Genomic DNA, 21,782 nt, shown 5'->3' on the forward strand with positions numbered 1-21,782 from the left:
CCTTAGCTTTGCGCGACTTTTCTCGGGATAAACGCGTTCGCCACGGCTTCGCCCTGCAACTGAAGCTGACGTGGCTGCGGAATTTCCGGGATAGCGACATCCAGGTGCGGGAACAGCAGTTCACCCACCTTGTACGCCTCCTCCAGATGTGGGTAGCCAGACAGGATAAAGCTGTCGATCCCCAGCGCCGCGTATTCATTAATGCGTGCCGCTACGGTTGGACCGTCGCCGACCAGTGCCGTGCCGGCGCCGCCGCGCACCAGACCTACCCCGGCCCACAGGTTCGGGCTGATCTCAAGGTTTTCACGCTTGCCGTTGTGCAGGGAGGCCATCCGATGCTGGCCCACGGAGTCGGTTTTGGCAAACGCCGCCTGTGCTTTAGCGATAGTGTCGTCGTCCAGATGAGCGATCAGACGGTCGGCGGCTTGCCAGGCCTCGTCGTTGGTTTCGCGGACGATCACGTGCAGGCGAATGCCGAAGCGTACCGTACGGCCATGTTCTGCGGCTTTAGCGCGTACCTGAGCAATTTTCTCTTTCACCAGCTCCGGTGGCTCGCCCCAGGTCAGATAGAGATCGACCTGCTCAGCCGCCAGTTCCTGCGCCACGTCCGACGATCCGCCGAAATAGAGAGGAGGGCGCGGCTGCTGTACCGGCGGGAAGTAGAGCTGCGCATCGCGAACGTGGATATGTTTCCCTTCGAAGGTGACGGTTTCCCCTTCCAGCAGACGTCGCCAGACGCGGGTGAACTCTGCGGAGGCTTCATAGCGCTCGGTATGATCGAGAAAGACGCCATCGCCCGCCAGCTCCTGCGGATCGCTGCCCGTCACCAGGTTGAACAGCGCACGGCCGTTGGAAAGCCTGTCCAGCGTTGCCGCCTGACGCGCCGCGACGGTTGGCGACACCACGCTCGGGCGCAAGGCTACCAGGAATTTCAGGCGCTGGGTGACGGGGATCATTGACGCGGCAACCAGCCACGCATCCTCACACGAGCGGCCCGTCGGGATCAGTACCCCGGTAAAACCGATGCGGTCTGCCGCCTGGGCGATCTGCTGTAGATAGCCGTGATCGACCGGGCGGGCGCCTTCTTCTGTGCCAAGATAGTGTCCATCACCGTGGGTGGGTAAAAACCAGAAAAGATTCAGACTCATGATTTTTTTCCTTCAATGCCAGCGGGTTGCCAGATGCGTTCGCGAATATTCACCTGCTTTGGAACCAGGCGGTTTTGATAAAAGAGGTCTGCCGTTTGCTGCTGGAGAGCGGCAACGTGGGCGTCAACCGGTGCTATGGTGGTGGGAGGACGGTGGTCAAGATAGGTGGCGATCACCGGTTCAGGCAGGCCCATGGTTTTTGCCAGCAGCGTGATGCTCTGCTGACGCTGGCTTTGGGTCAGCGCATCGGCCTGAGAGAAGGTATCCAGCACCTGCTGAATAAATGCGCCATTTTTCTCAGCGTAAGGACGTGCCGCCAGGTAGAACGAACCGGTCTGCTTCAGGGTGGTGCCGTCTTTCAGCACCCGCACACCGCCCTGCAACAGTGCGGCGGAGTAGTACGGATCCCAGATAGCCCAGGCATCAACATTTTTTTGCTGAAACGCCGCGCGCGCATCGGCAGGCGTCAGGTAAACGGGCTGGATATCGGTGAATTTTAGGCCGGCCTCCTGCAACGCGCGCAGCAGCAGGTTGTGCGAGCTTGAACCTTTCTGGAAAGCAACCTTATGGCCTTTGAGGCCGGCGACGCTTTTGATCTCGCTGTTTTCGGGCACCAAAATAACCTCTGCCTTCGGCTTGGCGGGCTCAACGCCAACGTAAACCAGATCCGCCCCGGCAGCCTGCGCAAAGATCGGCGGGGTATCGCCGGTGCTGCCTAAATCAATACTCCCGACGTTCAGCGCCTCCAGCATCTGTGGTCCGGCAGGGAACTCGACCCATGAGAATTTGGTCTCCGGGAAACGCTTCTCAAGCAACGCATGGCTTTTCGCCAACACCATGCTGACGCTGCCTTTCTGATAACCGATACGCAGGCTCTCCGGCGCTTTCTCCGCCGCCTGAGCCAGCGACGCCACTGCCAGCAGACCTGCCAGCCCGATACGGGTAACTGTTTTAAACATGCGCCACTCCTTGTGATTGATGGAATGCTGCCGCGTGGCGATCCCGACGGTTCAGGGCGTGCCAGAAGGTTTCGAGTGCACTGTCGAGGCGGGTTTGCAGATTCGGCGTGAAATGGGGTTTATGCTGGTAGTCGATTACCTGTGAGTCGTCAGCGAAGACGCCATGCAGGATCTCCTGCGCTTTCAGCGCGTTCAGAACCGGCTTGAGGGCATAATCCACCGCCAGTAAATGGGCTACCGTACCGCCTGTGGCCAGCGGCAGGACGACCTTACCGTCCAGCGCGCGTTCGGGCAGCAGATCGAGCAGCGTTTTCAGTGCGCCGGAAAAAGAGGCTTTATAAATCGGTGTCGCGACGACCAGCCCGTCAGCACTCTTAAGTTGTTCGATCAGGGTTTTCAGCGCCGGGCTGTCGAAACGGGCGTAGAGCAGATCTTCAGGCGCGAAATTGTGCAAATTCCAGTGACACACTTCGACATCCAGAGCATTAAGCTTTTCGCGAGCGTATTCCAGCAGTGCGCTGGAGCGAGAGGGGAAGCGGGGGCTTCCGGCCAGGGTAATGACGCGCATGGTTGCTCCTTATAACTAATTGTTTGCTTTTATCTAACATTCATAACAATTTTCAGGAGTGTGACATTGCGTGGTTATTCCACTAAATGATTTATCCTCAGGATGAATGCAGAAAAATGCATAAGAAGCGAACCGATAAGTAAACGATTGCGTTTTACGTGGCTTTTTTTGCCACAGGTCAATTCCCTTTCCGGGCGGAATCGCACATAATCCCCTCCCGGTTTGCACACCGGGAATCCAGGAGAGTTCATGTACTACCCCTTCGTTCGTAAAGCCCTTTTCCAGCTCGATCCTGAGCGCGCTCATGAATTTACATTTCAGCAGTTACGCCGTATTACAGGAACGCCTCTGGCCGCGCTGGTGCGTCAAAACGTGCCGGAAAAACCAGTTCAGTGCATGGGCCTGACTTTCAAAAATCCACTGGGCCTGGCGGCCGGTCTGGACAAAAATGGCGAATGCATTGATGCACTCGGTGCGATGGGCTTTGGCTCGATCGAAATCGGGACGGTGACGCCGCGTCCGCAGCCGGGAAATGACAAGCCACGTCTGTTTCGCCTGGTTGAAGCCGAGGGGCTGATCAACCGCATGGGCTTTAATAACCTTGGCGTCGATCATCTGGTTGAGAACGTTAAGAAAGCCCATTTTGATGGCGTGCTGGGTATTAATATTGGCAAAAATAAAGACACGCCGGTCGAGCAGGGTAAAGATGACTATCTGATTTGTATGGAAAAAGTCTATGCCTATGCCGGTTATATTGCGGTGAATATATCTTCGCCTAACACCCCAGGGCTGCGTTCATTACAATATGGCGAAGCGCTCGACGATCTTCTTAGCGCCATTAAAAATAAACAAACGGCGCTACAGGCGATCCACCATAAATATGTTCCGGTCGCGGTTAAGATCGCCCCGGATCTTTCGGCAGAAGAATTGATCCAGGTTGCCGACAGTTTAGTTCGCCATAATATTGATGGTGTGATTGCAACCAATACAACACTCGATCGCTCTCTCGTTCAGGGAATGAAAAACTGTGACGAAGCGGGTGGATTAAGTGGCCGTCCGGTACAATTAAAAAGCACCGAAATTATTCGCGCACTCTCCGCAGAATTAAAAGGTCAGCTGCCGATTATTGGCGTGGGTGGCATTGACTCTGTCATCGCTGCACGTGAGAAGATGGCGGCAGGTGCATCGCTGGTGCAAATTTATTCCGGCTTTATTTTTAAAGGGCCGCCGCTGATTAAAGAAATCGTCACGCATATCTAATCTTTTCTCTTAATCAGACAACCAGGGCTTTATTTCCAGCCCTGGTTGTTTTATATTCCGTCATTGTTGCTTATTTAAACATTATAGTCTTTTATTACTAGTGTTATAAGCGAAGCGGCAAACAGGACATTTTTAGTACAGGACGTTTAGGGGACGGGAGAGAAACATGCGAATTAAACCTGACGATAACTGGCGCTGGTATTTTTGTGACGAGCATGACCGTATGATGCTCGACTTAGCCAATGGCATGTTGTTTCGCTCTCGTTTTGCGCGCCGAATGTTAACGCCAGACGCGTTTGCTCCCTCAGGCTTTTGCGTTGACGACGCTGCACTCTATTTCTCTTTTGAAGAAAAATGCCGCGAGTTCGATCTCTCCAAAGAACAGCGCGCTGAACTGGTACTAAATGCGCTGGTGGCGATCCGTTTCCTGAAACCGCAAATGCCGAAAAGCTGGCATTTTCTCGCCCACGGCATGTGCTGGACCCCGGCTATCGGCGATGCGGCGAGCGTCAATCTGAGCGATACCGAAGAAGAGGTGAATTTGCTGGTGGTTGAACCCGGTGAAAACGCTGCGCTCTGTTTGCTGGCCCAACCCGGCGTGACCATTGCCGGGCGAGTTATGCAGTTAGGTGATGCCATCAAAGTGATGAATGACAGGCTGAAGCCACAGCTGCGCGTTGATTCCTTCAGCCTTGAACAGGCAGTTTAAGCTTCCAGCTGTACGGATGTTTTCGGGACACAGCTACAGCACAGGATCGTGCCGTCACTGCCAATCGCAGATTTCTTCAGGGCACTTACTTCACCATCGACCAGTTTAATGCGACAGCATCCGCAAATCCCCGCGCGACAGGAATACGGTACGCGGATACCTGCCTGCTCCAGCTGTTCCAGTAGCACCTGCTGATTGTTACCACGGATAACTTTGCCTTCCCAGTGAATATCCACCGCGGAAGCGACGTTGGTGACAACGTCAACCATCTCTTCTTCCTGACCTGCGCCGTACACCCTGGCAGGCCCGCGGGTGAGAATTTCGACCTCGTCGCCCACGCGGATCACGCCGCTGGAGCGGGGGATCAGGTTCTGGCCGAAGTCGACATCGCCGTTATCCTGCGCGGTACGAAATGACTGCAAGGTTTTCAGCGGTTCGCCGGAAGGGTGTTTCTGACCTTTCTCCGGGCTGACGGTGGTAAAAATACAGCGGCTGCACGGCTTCACGACATCAAAAATAACGCTGCCGATGCGGATCACTTTCCAGGTATCTTCATCCCAGGCATTCGCTCCGGTCACCACCAGATTCGGGCGAAACTGCTCCATCTGCACGCTGGCTTTGCAACGATTTTGTAAATCACGCAGCGAGGCCTCGCTGGTCAGCAGGAAGGGAAAACCATCCGCGAAGGAGAGAGGAACCGCATCGTGGCGCTTCACGCGACGGGTCAGCGCAGGCCCAACCCAGCGCAGCTGAACGTCACGGGAGAAAAAGCCGCTCAGCCACTGGTTAATGTTATCCGGCGCGATACGCGCGGTAAAATGATTGCCCCACACTTCCGTTGGCGCATCAAGCGGCGCAAAATCAGCAAAGCGGATCACGACGCTTGAACCGTCCGGCGCGGTCAAATGCAGCCCGTCATGAAGCGGGGAAGGGGTAAAGCGAACCATCTGCGGGAACTGACGTGCGGTGATAAACGTACCGTCAGGCTCGGTGACCATAAAAATACGATCGAAGGCGAATCCGCTCATATCGGCCAGCGCGTGAGAGACGCCGATGCCGCGCATGGATTTCACCGGATGAATAAAAAGCCTGGATAACGTCGCCACTGCACACTCCCGCTAAAGAAAATAAGCCTTCAACTTTATGACATACACGCCATATTAGCTATAATGCGCGACAATTTTCTATGAGTAAAAGTGACGATATGAATTCTCTGTTTGCCAGTACGGCCCGTGGGCTGGAAGAGCTGTTAAAAACTGAACTGGAAGCCCTGGGCGCGAAAGAGTGCCGGGTGGTTCAGGGTGGTGTCCATTTTGAGGGCGACACGCGGCTTATTTACCAGAGCCTGATGTGGAGCCGTCTGGCGTCGCGCATCATGCTGCCGATGAAAGAGTGCAAGGTCTACAGCGATCTTGATCTCTACACCGGCGTACAGATGATCGACTGGACAGAGATCTTCACCCCGGACGCCACCTTTGCGGTGCATTTCAACGGCGTCAACGATGAGATCCGCAACAGCCAGTACGGTGCCCTGCGTGTTAAGGATGCCATTGTGGACTGCTTCACGCGTCGCAATAAAGAACGTCCGAACGTTGACCGTGAAAACCCGGATCTGCGTATCAACGTCTGGCTGAACGGCGATACGGCCAGTATTTCCCTGGATCTGAGTGGCGCAGGCCTGCATCTGCGCGGCTATCGCGATCGCACCGGGATGGCGCCGATCAAAGAAACGCTGGCTGCCGCTATCGTGATGCGCTCCGGATGGCAGCCAGGTACGCCGCTGCTCGATCCGATGTGCGGTTCCGGTACGCTGCTGATTGAAGCCGCGATGCTGGCCACCGACCGTGCGCCAGGGCTGCACCGCGGCCACTGGGGCTTCAAAGGCTGGGCGCAGCACGATGAAGCCATCTGGAAAGAGGTCAAAGACGATGCGCAGACCCGCGCCCGTAAAGGGCTGGCGGAGTACACCTCTCACTTTTACGGTTCGGACAGCGACGCACGGGTGATTGAACGCGCGCGCAGCAACGCCCGTCGTGCCGGTATCGGCGAGCTGGTGACCTTCGAGGCGAAGGACGTGGCGAATCTGACCAATCCGCTGCCAAAAGGCCCGTACGGTACGGTGATCAGCAACCCGCCGTATGGTGAGCGTCTGGACAGCGAGCCGGCGCTGATTGCACTGCACAGCCTGCTGGGCCGCAACATGAAAGCGCATTTCGGCGGCTGGAACCTCTCCCTGTTTAGCGCCTCGCCGGAGCTGCTGAGCTGCCTGCAATTGCGTGCCGATCGCCAGTTCAAAGCGAAAAACGGCCCGCTGGACTGCGTGCAGAAAAACTACCATCTGGCAGAGGTAGCGGCGGATAGCAAACCGTCAGGCGTGGCGGAAGATTACGCCAACCGCCTGCGCAAAAACCTGAAGAAATTTGAGAAGTGGGCGAAGCAAGAAGGCATCGAATGTTATCGCCTGTACGACGCTGACCTGCCCGAGTACAACGTGGCGGTTGACCGCTATGCGGACTGGGTGGTGGTTCAGGAATACGCCCCGCCGAAAACTATCGATGCGCAAAAAGCGCGTCAGCGTATGCTGGATGTGATTGCGGCCACCATCGCCGTACTCGGCATTTCGCCAAACAAGCTGGTGCTGAAAACACGTGAGCGTCAGAAAGGCAAAAACCAGTATCAGAAGATGGGCGAGAAGGGTGACTTCATCGAAGTGGGCGAATATAATGCGCGGCTGTGGGTTAACCTGACCGACTACCTTGATACCGGCCTGTTCCTCGATCACCGTATCGCCCGCCGCATGCTGGGCCAGATGAGCAAGGGCAAAGACTTCCTGAACCTGTTCTCCTATACCGGCAGCGCCAGCGTTCATGCGGGGCTTGGCGGCGCGCGTAGCACCACAACGGTAGATATGTCCCGGACTTATCTGGAGTGGGCAGAGCGCAACCTGCGTCTTAACGGCTTAACCGGCCGTCAGCATCGCCTGTTACAGGCCGACGTGCTGGGCTGGCTGCGCGATACCGACGAGCAGTTTGACCTGATCTTTATCGATCCGCCGACCTTCTCTAACTCCAAGCGTATGGAGGATAGCTTTGATGTTCAACGCGATCACCTGCGCCTGATGACCGACCTGAAGCGTCTGCTGCGTAAAGGCGGCACCATTATGTTCTCAAATAACAAGCGCGGATTCCGCATGGATCACGACGGCCTGGCCGAACTGGGACTGAAAGCACAAGAAATCAGCCAAAAAACGCTGTCTCAGGACTTTGCCCGTAACCGTCAAATCCACAACTGCTGGCTGATCTCCGCGGTCTGAAAGGAAAAATAAATGTCTTTAATTAGTATGCACGGCGCGTGGCTCTCTTTCAGCGACTCACCGCTTCTCGATAATGCAGAGCTGCATATCGAAGATAACGAGCGCGTCTGTCTGGTGGGCCGTAACGGCGCAGGTAAATCGACGCTGATGAAAATCCTCAACCGTGAGCAGGGGCTGGATGACGGCCGTATTGTTTACGAGCAGGATCTGATCGTCTCTCGTCTGCAACAGGATCCGCCGCGTAACGTCACCGGCAGCGTGTACGATTTTGTGGCCGAAGGGATTTCAGAGCAGGCGGAATACCTCAAGCGTTACCACGAGATTTCGCATCTGGTGATGACGGACCCGAGCGACAAGAATCTCAACGAGCTGGCAAAAGTGCAGGAGATGCTCGATCACCACGGCCTGTGGCAGCTGGAAAACCGCATTAACGAAGTGCTAGCCCAGCTTGGCCTGGAAGCGGATATGGAGCTGTCGGCGCTCTCCGGCGGCTGGCTGCGTAAAGCGGCGCTGGGTCGTGCCCTGGTGAGCGGGCCTAAGGTGCTGCTGCTGGACGAACCGACGAACCACCTGGATATCGAAGCGATTGACTGGCTGGAAGGGTTCCTGAAAACCTTTAACGGCACCATTATCTTCATCTCCCACGACCGTTCGTTCATCCGCAACATGGCCACGCGCATTGTCGATCTCGATCGCGGCAAGCTGGTGACCTATCCGGGCGATTACGATACCTATCTGCTGGAGAAAGAAGAAAACCTGCGCGTGGAAGAGCTGCAAAACGCCGAGTTCGACCGCAAGCTGGCCCAGGAAGAGGTATGGATCCGTCAGGGCATTAAAGCGCGTCGTACCCGTAACGAAGGCCGCGTTCGCGCCCTGAAGGCGATGCGCCGCGAACGTAGCGAACGCCGCGAAGTCATGGGTAGCGCCAAAATGCAGGTGGAAGAGGCGTCCCGCTCGGGCAAGATTGTCTTCGAAATGGAGAACGTGAATTATTCGGTTGACGGCAAAGTGCTGGTGAACGATTTCTCCGCTCAGGTTCAGCGCGGCGACAAAATTGCGCTGATCGGCCCGAACGGGTGCGGTAAAACCACACTGCTGAAACTGATGCTCGGTCAGCTCCAGGCCGACAGCGGTCGTATCCACTGCGGTACCAAACTGGAAGTGGCGTACTTCGACCAGCACCGCGCCGAGCTGGATCCAGACCGTACGGTGATGGATAACCTCGCCGAGGGTAAACAGGAGGTCATGGTTAATGGCAAGCCGCGTCACGTGCTGGGCTACCTTCAGGACTTCCTGTTCCACCCGAAACGCGCTATGACGCCGGTGCGCGCGCTGTCCGGGGGAGAACGTAACCGTCTTTTGCTGGCGCGTCTGTTCCTGAAACCCAGTAACTTATTGATTCTCGATGAACCGACTAACGATCTGGATGTCGAAACGCTGGAACTGCTGGAAGAGTTGATTGATGGTTATCAGGGAACCGTAATGCTGGTCAGCCACGATCGTCAGTTTGTCGATAACACCGTGACCGAGTGCTGGATCTTCGAAGGCAAAGGGCGCATCGGGCAATATGTGGGCGGCTATCATGACGCGCGTGGACAGCAATCGCAGTCGCTGGCGCAAAAACAGGCGAAGACCAAAAATGTCGCTGAACCTGTTGTTGCAAAGGCAGAAACTGTCAAAAAGTCTCCTGCTAAAATGAGTTATAACTTGCAGCGCGAGCTGGAAGGGCTGCCGCAGCGTCTGGAAGAGCTGGAAGCTGCACTGGAAGCACTGCAAATCCAGGTCGCTGATGCGTCATTCTTTACTCAGCCTCACGACTATACTCAGAAAGTATTGGCTGAACTCTCCCAGGCTGAACAGGCGCTGGAAGAGGCATTTGAGCGCTGGGAGTACCTTGAGTCTCTGAAAAACGGCGCATAAACAGGGATAATCTATGTGTGACCAGCACCATGCCGATCGGCATATATTATGCTCGCAATGCGATATGCTCGTGGCGTTGCCAGAGCTTGGTCACGGACATAAGGCTGCCTGCCCGCGCTGCGGCGCTACGCTGACGACCGAGTGGGACGCGCCAAGGCAGCGTCCTACGGCTTATGCGCTGGCAGCCTTATTCATGTTACTGCTCTCCAATCTCTTCCCTTTCATCTATATGAAAGTTGGCGGGATGACCAGCCAGGTGGATTTACTGGAAATACCAGGCGTGATGTTCTCGGAAGATTACGCCAGCCTTGGCACCTTCTTTCTTCTTTTCGTGCAGATCGTCCCGGCTTTTTGCCTGGTCGTCATTCTGCTGCTGGTCAACCGCGTCAGGATGCCCACTGTCCTTAAAATCAAACTCGCGCGGATCCTGTTCCAGTTGAAAAGCTGGGGGATGGCGGAAATTTTTCTCGCGGGTATCCTGGTCAGCTTCGTGAAGCTGATGGCCTACGGCGATGTGGGGATTGGCAGCAGCTTTATTCCGTGGTGTCTGTACTGCGTGCTACAACTGCGCGCGTTCCAGTGCGTGGACCGACGCTGGGCCTGGGACGATATTGCCCCGGCGCCTACGCTCTCGCAGACGGTAAAGGTGGGCGTACCGGGTATCCGTCAGGGGCTTCGCTCCTGCTCGTGCTGCACCGCCGTGCTGCCCGCGGATGTCGAGGTGTGCCCGCGCTGTGAAACAAAAGGTCACGTCCGGCGTAAAAATAGCCTGCAATGGACCATGGCGCTGCTGGTGACCTCTGTCATGCTCTATCTGCCCGCCAATATCTTGCCGATCATGATCACCGATCTGCTCGGCGACAGAATGCCCTCGACCATACTGGCCGGGGTGATTTTGCTGTGGAGCGAGGGGTCTTACCCTGTAGCAGGCGTCATATTCCTCGCCAGTATTATGGTTCCGACCTTAAAGATGATTGCCATTGCCTGGCTTTGCTGGGATGCAAAAGGGCACGGTAAGCGAGACAGCGAGCGTATGCATCTGATTTATGAGGTCGTGGAATTTGTTGGCCGCTGGTCGATGATTGACGTGTTCGTGATTGCGGTTCTCTCAGCGCTGGTGCGTATGGGGGGGCTGATGAGTATTTATCCCGCTATGGGGGCGCTGATGTTTGCGTTGGTCGTCATTATGACCATGTTTGCGGCCATGACCTTCGACCCTCGTTTATCGTGGGATCGTGAGCCCGATTCAAGCCATGAGGAAGAGTAAGAGCATGGAAAATAAGAGTGGAGAGGCTAAAGTGCAGAAGGTCAGAAACTGGTCGCCGGTGTGGATTTTCCCTATCGTGACCGCGCTGATCGGTGCATGGATCCTGTTTTATCATTACAGCCATCAGGGACCGGAAGTCACGCTAATTACCACCAATGCAGAGGGGATTGAGGGCGGAAAAACCACCATCAAGAGCCGCAGCGTGGATGTGGGTGTCGTGGAAAGCGCGACCCTGACGGATGATTTAACCCATGTTGAAATCAAGGCCCGCCTGAATGCCGGCATGGAAAAACTGCTCCATGAAGATTCTGTTTTTTGGGTAGTGAAACCGCAGGTCGGGAGAGAAGGGATCAGCGGCTTAGGAACGCTATTGTCAGGGGCCTACATCGAACTCCAGCCCGGCAACAAAGGCGCCCAGCCAGCAAACTATCAGCTGCTGGATTCACCGCCGCTTGCGCCACCGGATGCAAAAGGGATCCGCGTTATTCTGGACAGCAAAAAAGCGGGCCAGCTCTCGCCGGGCGATCCGGTACTGTTCCGTGGATATCGCGTCGGTTCGGTTGAAACAAGCACCTTCGATCCGCAAAAACGGACCATCAGCTATCAGCTTTTTATCAATGCGCCTAATGACCGCCTGGTGACCAGCAACGTTCGCTTCTGGAAAGACAGCGGGATCGCGGTGGATCTGACCTCTGCGGGGATGCGCGTTGAGATGGGTTCACTCACCACGCTGTTTGGTGGGGGCGTCAGTTTTGATGTGCCGGAAGGTATCGATCTGGGACAACCGGTGGCGGAGAAAACCGCCTTCAGGCTGTTTGACGATCAAAAAAGCATTCAGGATGCGCTCTATACCGATCACATCGACTACCTGATGTTCTTTAAGGACTCTGTACGCGGCTTGCAGCCTGGGGCGCCAGTTGAGTTCCGGGGTATCCGTCTGGGGACCGTGGGACAAGTGCCTTACTTTGTTCCGGGACTCAAGCAGATGCTTGATGATGATTATCGTATTCCGGTGCTGATCCGCATTGAGCCTGAGCGTTTGATTAACCAGATAGGCGAGGACCAGGATATTGGGGAGCATATCAGCGATCTGATGAATCGCGGTCTGCGTGGCTCGCTGAAAACTGGCAACCTGGTCACAGGGGCGTTATATGTCGATATGGACTTCTATCCAAAAGCGCCACCAATGACGGGGATCCGTGAATTTGGCGGCTACAAAATTATTCCTACGGTCAGCAGTGGCCTGGCGCAGATCCAACAGCGCCTGATGGAAACGCTGGATAAGATCAACAATCTGCCGCTGAATCCAATGCTTGAGGCCGCGACGGGATCACTGCATCAGAGCCAGGCGACGATGCAACGTCTGCAAACCACGCTGGATAATATCAACAAGATCACTGCCAACCAGTCCATGCAGCAGCTGCCGCAGGATATGCAGAAAACGTTGCGCGAACTGAATCGCAGTATGCAGGGCTTACAGCCGGGCTCAGCGGCTTACAACAAGATGGTGGCGGATATGCAACGTCTTGATCAGGTTTTACGCGAGCTACAGCCCGTTCTGAAAACGCTCAATGAAAAGAGCAACGCGCTGGTGTTTGAAGCGAAAGACAAAAAGGATCCTGAGCCTAAGAGGGCGAAACAATGAAAAAATGGCTAATCATCGCAGGCGCACTGGTATTAACGGCCTGTAGCTCTGGAAGCGATAACAAAAGCTACTACCAGTTGCCGTTAAGCGCGCAATCCGGTGCGCAGAGTAGCACCTCGCAGGGCAGCCGTCTGCTGTGGGTTGAACAGGTTGCCGTGCCAGATTATCTGGCGGGCAACGGGGTGGTCTACCAGACCAGCGATGTGCAGTACGTTATCGCCAACAATAACCTGTGGGCCAGCCCGCTGGATCAGCAGCTACGCAATACGCTGGTGGCGAATCTGAGCAGCCAGCTCCCTGGTTGGGTAGTCGCCTCGCAGCCTCTGGGAAGCGATCAGGATACCCTGAATGTTAACGTGACGGGATTCCATGGCCGCTATGATGGTGCGGTTGTTATCAGCGGGGAGTGGCTCTTGAATCATCAGGGCCAGCTGATTAAGCGTCCTTTCCATCTGGAACTGAAGCAGCAGAAAGATGGCTATGACGAAATGGTGAAAGTGCTTGCGCAGGGGTGGGCACAGGAGTCGGCTGCTATCGCAAGAGAGATTTCCCGGCTGCCATAAGTAAAATTCATCGACGAAAGCCGCACTCAGCTTCTTGCTGATTGCGGCTTTTTTTTCGTTTTATGTTCAGTTTGTTACTTGTCCCGCGTCACATTTTTTGTACAAACGATCTTCCATGTAGCTCACAAATATGACACCCGTATGAATTTTGAACGTTGACGCTGACGCCGATTCGGGGTATTCGTTAACTGTGCTTGCACATATTGCAATCACTGTTTTCTTTCCACCAGACAAAAGAATGAGGGAAACGAGGCATGAAGAGACAGAAACGAGATCGCCTGGAAAGGGCTCATCAACGTGGTTATCAGGCTGGCATCGCCGGACGTTCAAAAGAAATGTGTCCCTATCAGGCCCTGAATCAAAGGTCCCAATGGCTAGGGGGCTGGCGAGAAGCCATCGGAGACAGGGCAGTACTTGCTTGATACCGTCTCTTTAAAAAGAAACCTCCGCAATGCGGAGGTTTCGCCTTTCTGGAAGGGGCTAAATGCCGTTATCAGAAAGCAGAGGTATCCTGGAACAGACCCACTTTCAGGTCGTTCGCGGTATAGATAAGACGACCATCTACCAGCACTTCACCGTCCGCCAGGCCCATAATCAGGCGGCGGTTAACGATGCGTTTGAAATGGATACGGTAGGTGACTTTCTTCGCGGTAGGCAGAACCTGACCGGTGAATTTCACTTCGCCTACGCCCAGCGCACGGCCTTTACCTTCACCGCCAAGCCAGCCCAGATAGAAGCCAACCAGCTGCCACATGGCATCGAGGCCCAGGCAGCCAGGCATTACCGGATCGCCAATAAAGTGGCAACCGAAGAACCACAGGTCCGGGTTGATATCGAGTTCTGCTTCTACGTAACCCTTATCAAAGTTGCCGCCGGTTTCGGTCATTTTCACGACACGGTCCATCATCAGCATATTTGGGGCCGGTAACTGCGGGCCTTTCGCACCAAACAGTTCACCGCGACCAGAGGCAAGAAGGTCTTCTTTAGTATAGGATTCGCGTTTATCTACCATGTTCTCAGTAAGCCTTATTTTAGTGAAGGACGCAGGATAGCTAACACGTGTACGCTGAACAAGTCCGATCAGTTAGCACTAAACCAACTTAACCAGCGTAACGGCCACGGATAACGATGACGAGCATCCTGCTGTGTCGCCTGAGCTATACGTTCCTGAATGGTCTGCATCAGGGTTGTCTGGCCTTCGCCGTCCCAGACCAGGTTTGTCAGTAAGGGTAGAGCATCCTCAACCCCTTCGATGGCCCAGACGGCGAATTGTTCCTGCTCTACCGCATCCAGAATCGCCTGGCTCAGGCTCAAATGGCGAGCGTTAGGTGCCGGAATAATCACGCCCTGTTTGCCGTTTAAACCGCGCTGCTGGCAGATAGCGAAGAAGCCTTCGATTTTCTCATTCAGTCCACCCACCGGTTGGGCACGACCAAACTGATCCACGGAACCGGTAATCGCAATATTCTGATTAATCGGTACGTCTGCAAGCGCGCTGATCACGGCGCACAGCTCCGCCATCGAGGCGCTATCGCCGTCGACTTCACTGTAGGACTGTTCAAAGGTCAACGAGGCAGAGAAGGGGATCTGCTGCTCCAGCTGAAGTTCAGACATCAGGAATGCCTGCATGATCATCATGCCTTTGGCATGAATGTTTCCACCCAGTTCGGCCTTGCGTTCGATATCGGTAAATTCGCCGTCGCCAATGTGCACGACACAGCTGATACGGGAAGGCTCGCCAAAGGCGCGTGGGTGTCCGGGGAACTCGATGACGGACAAGGCGTTGATTTGCCCGATACGTTCGCCTTCGGTCTCCACCAGAATCTGTTCCAGCAGAATTTCATCCTGCATACGGTCAGCAAGATAACCTTCACGCCATTCACGCTGGGCCAGCATCTGGCTAAGCTGCTCGCCGGTAAACGGACCGTTGCCGCTGATAACGCCCACTTCACGCAGCTGTTTACCGATCCAGAGCGGGCAGAGCGGCAGGGTTTCCTGATCGCCAGTGTAGCGTACGGCCTCGCGGATTAAGCCCGGCCACGCATCCTCGGCAGGCGAGGGCAGCGCGAAACGTTCCGCCACGGCCATAACCCACTGACACCACTGCGCCATGTCATCGGCATCGGCGATCTGAATATTGTCTTCAAATTCGCTGTAAACCGCCTGCTCCGCGAGTTCTGGCTCCATTTCCTGGAAATCAGCCAGAGATTCACGGTCACCCGTCAGCACGACGGTCAGCGACAGCGGCATAGACGGAATGGAAATAGGCAGCGGACGTGAATCGTCGTAGCCTACCCAGTCAAAACGTTGCTGCGTCACCACCGTTTTCAGGCGCATCCACAGGAGAGGCTGTGCAAGCAGGGTGCGAAGGGAGATGAGCAACACGCCGCCGTTCGCGCGGTGTACCAGACCGGGTTGCAGTGACACATCGCCATTGAACTGACGAAGGCAGCCGAACAGCTGTTCTGCTTCCACCCAGTTGGCGGTGATCACTTCGCCTTTTGCAGCGAATTGTCCGTCTGCCTGCGTGGCAGGTTCGAAGGTCACGTCACGTCCGGCAATATGATACTGACCACCAAAAACGGCATTCGTTTTTGGATGCAACTGGCGCATGGCATCACCGAGAAGCGTCAGATACTCGGCTTCTTCCGGGGCTTTGAGCAGCATGAAAGGAGATGTAGCCCATGGGGATGACATCTGCTCCAGCGCGTAATGCAAACGCGGTTGTGTATCGCTAAGTATGAATTCGTGTTCTTTTGTGAGGTCTGGCTGTGCAAACAGCTCCTGATAGCTCTCGGTATCCGGAACCAGGTCACGCCATGCAAGTTTCGTAATGGTCAAAGTTGATGTTTTTTAGTCAGAAGTAAAACCGTGGAGTATACCGTAAGCGGAGCACTCTGCCCAATCAGGATTCGGGTTTTCGTCATGCGGATCGCCTGCGGCGTTTCACAGGATATGATTTCTTTTCAGCAGATTGCCAAAAAACTGATATTCTGAACAGAGTTACACGGTAACACTGAGATCGCAATGAAATATCAACAACTGGAAAACCTCGAAAGCGGCTGGAAATGGAAGTACCTGGTCAAAAAGCACCGTGAAGGGGAGCTGATCACCTGCTACATCGAAGCCAGCGCGGCACAAGAAGCTGTGGATATGTTGCTGACCCTCGAAAACGAACCGGTACAGGTCAACGGCTGGATTGAGAAACACATTAATCCGGCCTTGTTAAACCGGATGAAGCAAACTATCCGTGCTCGTCGTAAACGGCATTTCAATGCCGAGCATCAGCACACCCGTAAGAAATCCATCGACCTGGAGTTCATGGTCTGGCAGCGTCTGGCCGGGCTTGCGCAGCGGCGCGGGAAAACCCTGTCGGAAACGGTGGTGCAGCTGATTGAAGATGCCGAGCACAAAGAGAAGTATGCCAGCCAGATGTCGACGCTGAAGAACGATCTACAGGCACTGTTAGGTAAAAAATAAGCTTTTTACTTTTCTTCAGATAATAAAAAACCCCGCATCGCGGGGTTTTTTTATAAGACGATAACTTATGCCGCAGGCTGAGTTACAACGTCTTTGATACCTTTAACTTCGATCTCTACGCGACGATCTGGTGCCAGGCAGTCGATCAGTGCAGCGCGTGGTTTCACGTTGTCACAGGTAGAACCGGTAACTGGGTTAGATTCGCCCATACCACGTGGGGAGATCTTGTTAGCTGGGATACCTTTAGATACCAGGTAATCAACTACAGACTGAGCACGTTTCTCAGACAGACCCTGGTTGTAAGCGTCAGAACCGATACGGTCGGTGAAGCCCAGAACCACTACAGAACCGTCTTTAGGATCCAGGTTGCTCAGCTGGGTGTACAGCTGATCCAGTGCCTGCTGACCTTCTGGTTTCAGGGTAGCTTTGTTGAAGTTGAACAGAACGTCAGACTTCAGAGTGAAGTGCTTGGTCTGTACTTCTGGAGCTGGAGCCGGAGCTGGAGCTACGACTGGCGCATCTTCCTGCTGACCGAAACGGTAAGAAACACCAACGCTCAGCATGCCGTTGTCTGGACGAACGCCAACGGTAGCACCGTCACCGATGTTGTTAACCCACTGGTATTCCAGACGGGTAGCGATGTCACGGGTCATTGCCCACTCAACGCCACCAGCGAATACTGGGGAAACACCAGTGTCGTGGTCGTCACCAGCGATGCTGTTGCTGGAGTCTGCACGCCATACCATGCCGCCCAGACGGGTGTACACGTCCAGGTCGTCAGTCACTGGGTAACCCAGTTTAGCGGTCAGCTGTACGCCTTGAGCTTTGAAAGCGCCATTTACGTTGTCGCCTTTGTAAGGCATACGACCTAACCAGTCGTAACCCATTTCAAAGCCAACATACGGGTTAACCTGATAGCCACCGAACGCACCTGCACCCAGCTGGCTCTCGTGAGTAGGGCCATCGTTGTTCAGGCTGCTGTTGTACCAACCGGTGTCATGGAACTGAGACCAGCCCAGTTTACCACCTGCATACCAGGTATTATCTTTCGGAGCGGCCTGCGCTACGGTAGCGAAGCCAGCCAGTGCCACTGCAATCGCGATAGCTGTCTTTTTCATTTTTTGCGCCTCGTTATCATCCAAAATTTGCCATGAATATCTCCATCGGAGGAATCACGGTTAAATCCTTCACCGGGGGGCGTGGTCAAATATAAACCTACCGATATCTTCGGCTTAGGCCGAGCACCCCTGGCGATGTAAAGTCTACAACGTAGCTGAAAACTTACAAGTGTGAAGTCCGTCAGGCATATGAAAAAAAAAGTTCCGTATACCTAATATTTAACAATTTTTGAACGAATTTTGTGCAGTAAAATTAACGAGAACCGCGTCAGACAAGCCTTGCCGCAGTTTTGGCGCGTTGAACTTTTTTTGCATACTGCGGTCGAAAAAAATTCCAGGAAAACTCTTAAAATGACTCAATGGTACACATTTGAGTGAATTTTTAGCCCGGGATGTTGTCCTCTGCGATAGGAATCTCCACGAACCGGCCGCATGATGAAACCCATCGCGTTACCTTCTTCAGCCGCTTCAGTCAGACGCAAATGTTCCTCTTGCGACAGATCCTCAGGCAACCACCCAATCACGACGCTATAGTTCCCGGTACGTAATGCCCGGACCATCGACTCGACCGTATCGCAAGGGGAGAGTTGATTAATCTGCATCACCTTCGCTAACGGCAGGCCAGCCGACTGAACCCATTCACGACTTAATTTTTGCTGTGGCGTCAGCCAGAGCTGCCAGCGAGACTGTTGCCCGAGCTGCTGCAAAAGCGGCAGGAGTAAGAGTTGTGTTAACAGCGGCTGGTCTTCACGGTAAACCACTTCACTGATAAGCCCTGTCGATACACGCCCGATAGAATTCTGCGCAGCATTGCCTGCGGCAGAAGTGGAAGGTGTTAAGTGATTTGCATAGCCTGAAGTGTACATATTCATTCCAGCCCTGTAGTTACTGTATGGATATACAGTAACCCCTGTGTGCATAAAGATCAACCTCATTTTCGGAAAGCGACTCGCAAATTTCATCCATTCCTGGTGAACCTGAAAAAATCATCTTGCCCAACGGCAATAAGTTGCCTATTTTCCTGCTAACGGATCCGTTAGTAAGAAATATCGTGTTTACTGTATGATTTTTAATGGAATTATCATGAAAAAGATATCTTATGATCGGATTTATCAATCTCAGGAATACCTCTCTCCGCTGGGCGAAATTCATCATCGCGCCCTGTTTGGCGGTTATACCCTGGCCGTGGATGAAGCGGTGTTCGCGATGGTGTCTGACGGCGAGCTGTACCTTCGCGCCTGTGAGCAAAGTGCAAAATACTGTGTAAAAAACGCCTCCTCTTTTCTGACCCTGATGAAACGAGGACGGCCAGTGCTGCTTAATTACTACCGTGTGGATGAAGGTCTGTGGCAAAACAGGGAAAAGCTGCTTCAGCTCTCCTCGTTTGCTCTCGATGCCGCCAGGAAAGAGCGCTACCAGCGCCATCAGCGTAACCGGCTTAAGGATCTGCCGAACCTGACCTTTCAGATTGAGGTCCTGCTTATGGAGGCGGGCATTACCAATGAAGAGACGCTACGACAGTTGGGGGCGAAGACGAGCTGGCTGAAAATGCGCTCTAAGAATAAAGCGCTGAGTATCCGGGTATTGTTCGCGCTTGAAGGCGCCATCGAAGGGTTACATGAAGCGGCACTCCCGGCGGATATTCGCCGGGAGCTTATGGAGTGGTTTAATGCGCTGCCTGAGTCGCAGGGCCATCATTCCGCCAGGTAGCGATCTTCTGTCGCAGCCGACAAATTTCCGGCAGCAAAGCGATAAGCAGGCCAATTTGCTGTAGGACCAGCGGAGCTTTGTTGTCGGTGCCAGGATCAAGGTGTGCGATACGTTGCACCAGTTCATCCAGTGCCTGGTGAACCCGTGGCTCATCCGCAGGTTGATGATGAAGCGCATCATCAACGTAGCAAATGGCGTCGTCCAGCAGCGCCAGGATGCCCGGATTTGTCAGTTTCTCACGGTGGGCGCCAAGGGTAGAGATATAGCTGGTGAACGTGTGGTTCAGACACAGCAGGCGGAAGGCTGTCTCCCGGATTTCTGCCGTGGCGCGCGGCTCAGTTGACATATTCGAGACAACGGAAGCCAGCTCTGCGTCCGTGTTATGCGCATCGCGACGGGCAATCCGATAGGCCAGACGGTTATCGCGACCCTGATGGTATTGCTCAAGAATAGCATCCAGATAGCGGCAGTTGGCGATCATTGCTCTGTCGGACACGCGCGGTAAGTTACGAAAACGCCAGTCCGGCCAGATAAAGCTCACCGCCGCCCAGGCAATGGCGCAGCCGATTAGCGTGTCGATAACGCGGGGGAGGGCCACTTCAAAGCCTTCACCCAGCAGATTGAAGCAGAGCAGCACCAGCAGCGTGATGAACATCGTGGCGTGGGCGTACTGCACATTGCGGAAGGCGAAAAACAGTACACCGGTAATCACAATCAGGATCAGTTGCCCTTCTACGGATGGCACAAAGTAGAGCACCGGCAGCCCGATGGCGACCCCGACTAATGTCCCGACAATACGCAGCGCGAGCCGATGGCGGGTAGCGTTATAGTTCGGCTGGCAGACAAACAGGCTGGTCAGCAGGATCCAGTAACCGTGGTGCAATCCTGTTATCTGGATAAATGCATAGCCGACGCACAGAACCAGCGACATCCTTACCGCATGGCGAAAGAGGGCGGATTCCGGCGTAAAATGACGGCTCAGGCGCAGCCACATATCGCTGAAACCGTTGAGACTGTCGTCGGCAAGTTGGTTGTCGGCGTCATTGCCCGGCATTGCCATCGCCTGTTCAGACTCAATGGTGGCGAGCTGAGCATCGATGGCTCTCAGGTTGTTGAGCAAGAATCCCAGGGCTTTGAACTGTTCCGGCGATGTCCCACTGGCCTGAACGCGATCGAGGGCCGCATCCAGATGACTGAATGCGCGTTCAAAGCGAGGATCGTGCTGATAGGGCGTGCGCAGCAGTATTGAGCGCGCAAGTTGCTGGCAGGCCTGAGACTGCATCGACAGCAGGCGCTGGAAACGGAACATCACGTCGCTGTAGCGGAATTTCTCGCGCAGGTCAGCGTACTGCACATGCGAGGAGCTGGCGCGCTCGTGAATATCCTGGGCAACAAAGTAGTAGTGCAGTGTGCGCCGGGTACCGCGCTGACCGCGATCGCCGCGCAGACGGGTGAGCAGAGACGCTTTGGTCTGATTCAGCGTGGCGACCAACTGGCCATTTGCCAGCGCCAGATCGTACAGGGGCGCCTGGCTGTCCTCTTCAATATCCGGATCAAACAGCCGGGATTTCAGCTCCAGATAGTGGGCCAGCTGTTCGTAACTGCGGGCAATGTTGTCCTGTAAGGCACGAACCGGAAAAATAAGATGTCCGGTTAAGGTCAGCAGGTTATACCAGATAGCGCCCAACAGCAGCAGGACCGGTTGCTGATACCACTGATCGTAAAGAGAGACGCCCAGCATGGTGTAAATGGCAATCAGCAGGGCGCCAAACGCGATAGTGGCGTAGCGTTGCCCGAGGCCGCCGAGCAAAATGAAGCCGCTGGTGGACACCGTCAGCCCTAAGGCAAACAGCCAGGGCCAGGGGAAAAGCAGCTCAACGGAGGCGGAAGCAATAAAGAAGCAGACCAGCGTAATGACCAGATTACGCAAACGACCGGCCAGGCGGTCGTCGAGATCCGCCAGCGCGCCGGCCACCACCCCAAGCGTGAGGGGGATGGTGAGCTTCACGTCATTTAGCCACCACGGCAGAGCGACGGTGCCGCAGAGGGCGATAAAGATCCTGACGTTATACAGCCAGTTACTGTTCCACGTATAGCGACGAAGCAGGGGGCTTAGCATGAG

The 21,782-nt window shown here is 54.6% G+C and carries 19 protein-coding genes; 10 read left to right on the top strand and 9 right to left on the bottom strand.

From position 1 onward, the window contains the following. Positions 1-2: 2 nt before the first annotated feature. Genes ssuD through ssuE form a run of 3 tightly spaced genes read right to left on the bottom strand, consistent with a single transcriptional unit; the run spans position 3 to position 2,675 of the window. Positions 3-1,148, bottom strand: coding sequence for an FMNH2-dependent alkanesulfonate monooxygenase (gene ssuD, locus L379_RS14740; protein ID WP_017384817.1), 1,146 nt, complete (start codon positions 1,146-1,148; stop codon positions 3-5). Further along, on the bottom strand, positions 1,145-2,107 hold the full coding sequence (locus L379_RS14735) for a sulfonate ABC transporter substrate-binding protein (protein WP_032653153.1): 963 nt from the start codon (positions 2,105-2,107) through the stop codon (positions 1,145-1,147). The genes ssuD and L379_RS14735 overlap by 4 nt, the downstream gene beginning before the upstream one ends. After that, the gene (gene ssuE / locus L379_RS14730; RefSeq protein ID WP_003858180.1) at positions 2,100-2,675 is read right to left on the bottom strand and encodes an NADPH-dependent FMN reductase; all 576 of its coding nucleotides are present in this window, start codon (positions 2,673-2,675) and stop codon (positions 2,100-2,102) included. The genes L379_RS14735 and ssuE overlap by 8 nt, the downstream gene beginning before the upstream one ends. 249 nt (positions 2,676-2,924) lie before the next feature. On the opposite strand from ssuE, the gene pyrD reads away from it, so the two are divergent. Then, positions 2,925-3,935, top strand: coding sequence for a quinone-dependent dihydroorotate dehydrogenase (gene pyrD / locus L379_RS14725; RefSeq protein WP_015570907.1), 1,011 nt, complete (start codon positions 2,925-2,927; stop codon positions 3,933-3,935). A gap of 166 nt (positions 3,936-4,101) precedes the next feature. Next, a complete protein-coding gene (gene zapC / locus L379_RS14720) occupies positions 4,102-4,644 on the top strand; it encodes a cell division protein ZapC (RefSeq protein ID WP_015570906.1) in 543 nt (180 codons plus the stop codon). Here zapC and L379_RS14715 read toward each other — a convergent pair. Then, positions 4,641-5,750, bottom strand: coding sequence for a YcbX family protein (locus L379_RS14715; protein ID WP_017384813.1), 1,110 nt, complete (start codon positions 5,748-5,750; stop codon positions 4,641-4,643). The two genes, zapC and L379_RS14715, sit on opposite strands and share 4 nt — an antisense overlap. A gap of 98 nt (positions 5,751-5,848) precedes the next feature. Here L379_RS14715 and rlmKL point away from each other — a divergent pair, with 98 nt between their 5' ends. The 6 genes from rlmKL to rmf all read left to right on the top strand — a co-directional run bounded on the left by rlmKL (position 5,849) and on the right by rmf (position 13,774). Then, complete coding sequence (gene rlmKL / locus L379_RS14710) at positions 5,849-7,957, top strand: bifunctional 23S rRNA (guanine(2069)-N(7))-methyltransferase RlmK/23S rRNA (guanine(2445)-N(2))-methyltransferase RlmL (RefSeq protein ID WP_032655570.1); 2,109 nt, start codon at positions 5,849-5,851, stop codon at positions 7,955-7,957. Positions 7,958-7,969: 12 nt separating this feature from the next. Beyond that, complete coding sequence (locus tag L379_RS14705) at positions 7,970-9,877, top strand: ABC transporter ATP-binding protein (RefSeq protein WP_023296269.1); 1,908 nt, start codon at positions 7,970-7,972, stop codon at positions 9,875-9,877. A 13-nt stretch (positions 9,878-9,890) separates the two neighbouring features. Continuing rightward, positions 9,891-11,144, top strand: coding sequence for a membrane integrity-associated transporter subunit PqiA (pqiA, locus tag L379_RS14700; protein WP_017693685.1), 1,254 nt, complete (start codon positions 9,891-9,893; stop codon positions 11,142-11,144). A gap of 4 nt (positions 11,145-11,148) precedes the next feature. Next, complete coding sequence (gene pqiB, locus L379_RS14695; protein ID WP_032653155.1) at positions 11,149-12,789, top strand: intermembrane transport protein PqiB; 1,641 nt, start codon at positions 11,149-11,151, stop codon at positions 12,787-12,789. Beyond that, complete coding sequence (gene pqiC / locus L379_RS14690; protein ID WP_017384809.1) at positions 12,786-13,352, top strand: membrane integrity-associated transporter subunit PqiC; 567 nt, start codon at positions 12,786-12,788, stop codon at positions 13,350-13,352. Before pqiB ends, pqiC begins: the two co-directional genes overlap by 4 nt. 254 nt (positions 13,353-13,606) lie before the next feature. Beyond that, entirely contained in the window at positions 13,607-13,774 is a 168-nt protein-coding gene (rmf, locus tag L379_RS0123970; RefSeq protein ID WP_003858162.1) for a ribosome modulation factor, read from the top strand. A 71-nt stretch (positions 13,775-13,845) separates the two neighbouring features. Here the strand turns inward: rmf and fabA are convergent, their stop codons facing one another. Next, positions 13,846-14,364, bottom strand: a complete 519-nt coding sequence (gene fabA / locus L379_RS14685; RefSeq protein ID WP_000227926.1) for a bifunctional 3-hydroxydecanoyl-ACP dehydratase/trans-2-decenoyl-ACP isomerase — start codon at positions 14,362-14,364, stop codon at positions 13,846-13,848. A gap of 68 nt (positions 14,365-14,432) precedes the next feature. Then, entirely contained in the window at positions 14,433-16,193 is a 1,761-nt protein-coding gene (locus L379_RS14680; protein ID WP_032653157.1) for an AAA family ATPase, read from the bottom strand. Positions 16,194-16,379: 186 nt separating this feature from the next. Here L379_RS14680 and matP point away from each other — a divergent pair, with 186 nt between their 5' ends. Further along, positions 16,380-16,832 carry a macrodomain Ter protein MatP gene (matP, locus tag L379_RS14675; RefSeq protein ID WP_006809347.1) on the top strand — a complete coding sequence of 151 codons (453 nt, stop codon included), beginning with the start codon at positions 16,380-16,382 and terminating at the stop codon, positions 16,830-16,832. 65 nt (positions 16,833-16,897) lie between these two features. On the opposite strand, the gene ompA is transcribed toward matP, so the two are convergent. Both ompA and sulA read right to left on the bottom strand, forming a co-directional pair. Next, entirely contained in the window at positions 16,898-17,950 is a 1,053-nt protein-coding gene (ompA, locus tag L379_RS14670) for a porin OmpA (RefSeq protein ID WP_017694761.1), read from the bottom strand. A 356-nt stretch (positions 17,951-18,306) separates the two neighbouring features. Further along, on the bottom strand, positions 18,307-18,816 hold the full coding sequence (gene sulA / locus L379_RS14665) for an SOS-induced cell division inhibitor SulA (RefSeq protein WP_026094322.1): 510 nt from the start codon (positions 18,814-18,816) through the stop codon (positions 18,307-18,309). Positions 18,817-19,033: 217 nt separating this feature from the next. Between sulA and L379_RS14660 the strand changes: the two genes are divergently transcribed. After that, complete coding sequence (locus L379_RS14660; protein ID WP_017384804.1) at positions 19,034-19,660, top strand: TfoX/Sxy family DNA transformation protein; 627 nt, start codon at positions 19,034-19,036, stop codon at positions 19,658-19,660. Here L379_RS14660 and yccS read toward each other — a convergent pair. Further along, a complete protein-coding gene (yccS, locus tag L379_RS14655) occupies positions 19,617-21,779 on the bottom strand; it encodes a YccS family putative transporter (protein ID WP_032653159.1) in 2,163 nt (720 codons plus the stop codon). The genes L379_RS14660 and yccS overlap by 44 nt on opposite strands. Positions 21,780-21,782: the final 3 nt, after the last annotated feature.

It is taken from the genome of Enterobacter sp. MGH 33, from assembly GCF_000534535.1.
GTDB lineage: Bacteria > Pseudomonadota > Gammaproteobacteria > Enterobacterales > Enterobacteriaceae > Enterobacter > Enterobacter hormaechei_C.

Coding starts and splice junctions, on each gene's coding strand:
- ssuD (WP_017384817.1), bottom strand. CDS start 1,148: ATGAGTCTGAATCTTTTCTGGTTTTTACCCACCCACGGTGATGGACAC.
- L379_RS14735 (WP_032653153.1), bottom strand. CDS start 2,107: ATGTTTAAAACAGTTACCCGTATCGGGCTGGCAGGTCTGCTGGCAGTG.
- ssuE (WP_003858180.1), bottom strand. CDS start 2,675: ATGCGCGTCATTACCCTGGCCGGAAGCCCCCGCTTCCCCTCTCGCTCC.
- pyrD (WP_015570907.1), top strand. CDS start 2,925: ATGTACTACCCCTTCGTTCGTAAAGCCCTTTTCCAGCTCGATCCTGAG.
- zapC (WP_015570906.1), top strand. CDS start 4,102: ATGCGAATTAAACCTGACGATAACTGGCGCTGGTATTTTTGTGACGAG.
- rlmKL (WP_032655570.1), top strand. CDS start 5,849: ATGAATTCTCTGTTTGCCAGTACGGCCCGTGGGCTGGAAGAGCTGTTA.
- L379_RS14705 (WP_023296269.1), top strand. CDS start 7,970: ATGTCTTTAATTAGTATGCACGGCGCGTGGCTCTCTTTCAGCGACTCA.
- pqiA (WP_017693685.1), top strand. CDS start 9,891: ATGTGTGACCAGCACCATGCCGATCGGCATATATTATGCTCGCAATGC.
- pqiB (WP_032653155.1), top strand. CDS start 11,149: ATGGAAAATAAGAGTGGAGAGGCTAAAGTGCAGAAGGTCAGAAACTGG.
- pqiC (WP_017384809.1), top strand. CDS start 12,786: ATGAAAAAATGGCTAATCATCGCAGGCGCACTGGTATTAACGGCCTGT.
- rmf (WP_003858162.1), top strand. CDS start 13,607: ATGAAGAGACAGAAACGAGATCGCCTGGAAAGGGCTCATCAACGTGGT.
- fabA (WP_000227926.1), bottom strand. CDS start 14,364: ATGGTAGATAAACGCGAATCCTATACTAAAGAAGACCTTCTTGCCTCT.
- matP (WP_006809347.1), top strand. CDS start 16,380: ATGAAATATCAACAACTGGAAAACCTCGAAAGCGGCTGGAAATGGAAG.
- ompA (WP_017694761.1), bottom strand. CDS start 17,950: ATGAAAAAGACAGCTATCGCGATTGCAGTGGCACTGGCTGGCTTCGCT.
- sulA (WP_026094322.1), bottom strand. CDS start 18,816: ATGTACACTTCAGGCTATGCAAATCACTTAACACCTTCCACTTCTGCC.
- L379_RS14660 (WP_017384804.1), top strand. CDS start 19,034: ATGAAAAAGATATCTTATGATCGGATTTATCAATCTCAGGAATACCTC.
- yccS (WP_032653159.1), bottom strand. CDS start 21,779: ATGCTAAGCCCCCTGCTTCGTCGCTATACGTGGAACAGTAACTGGCTG.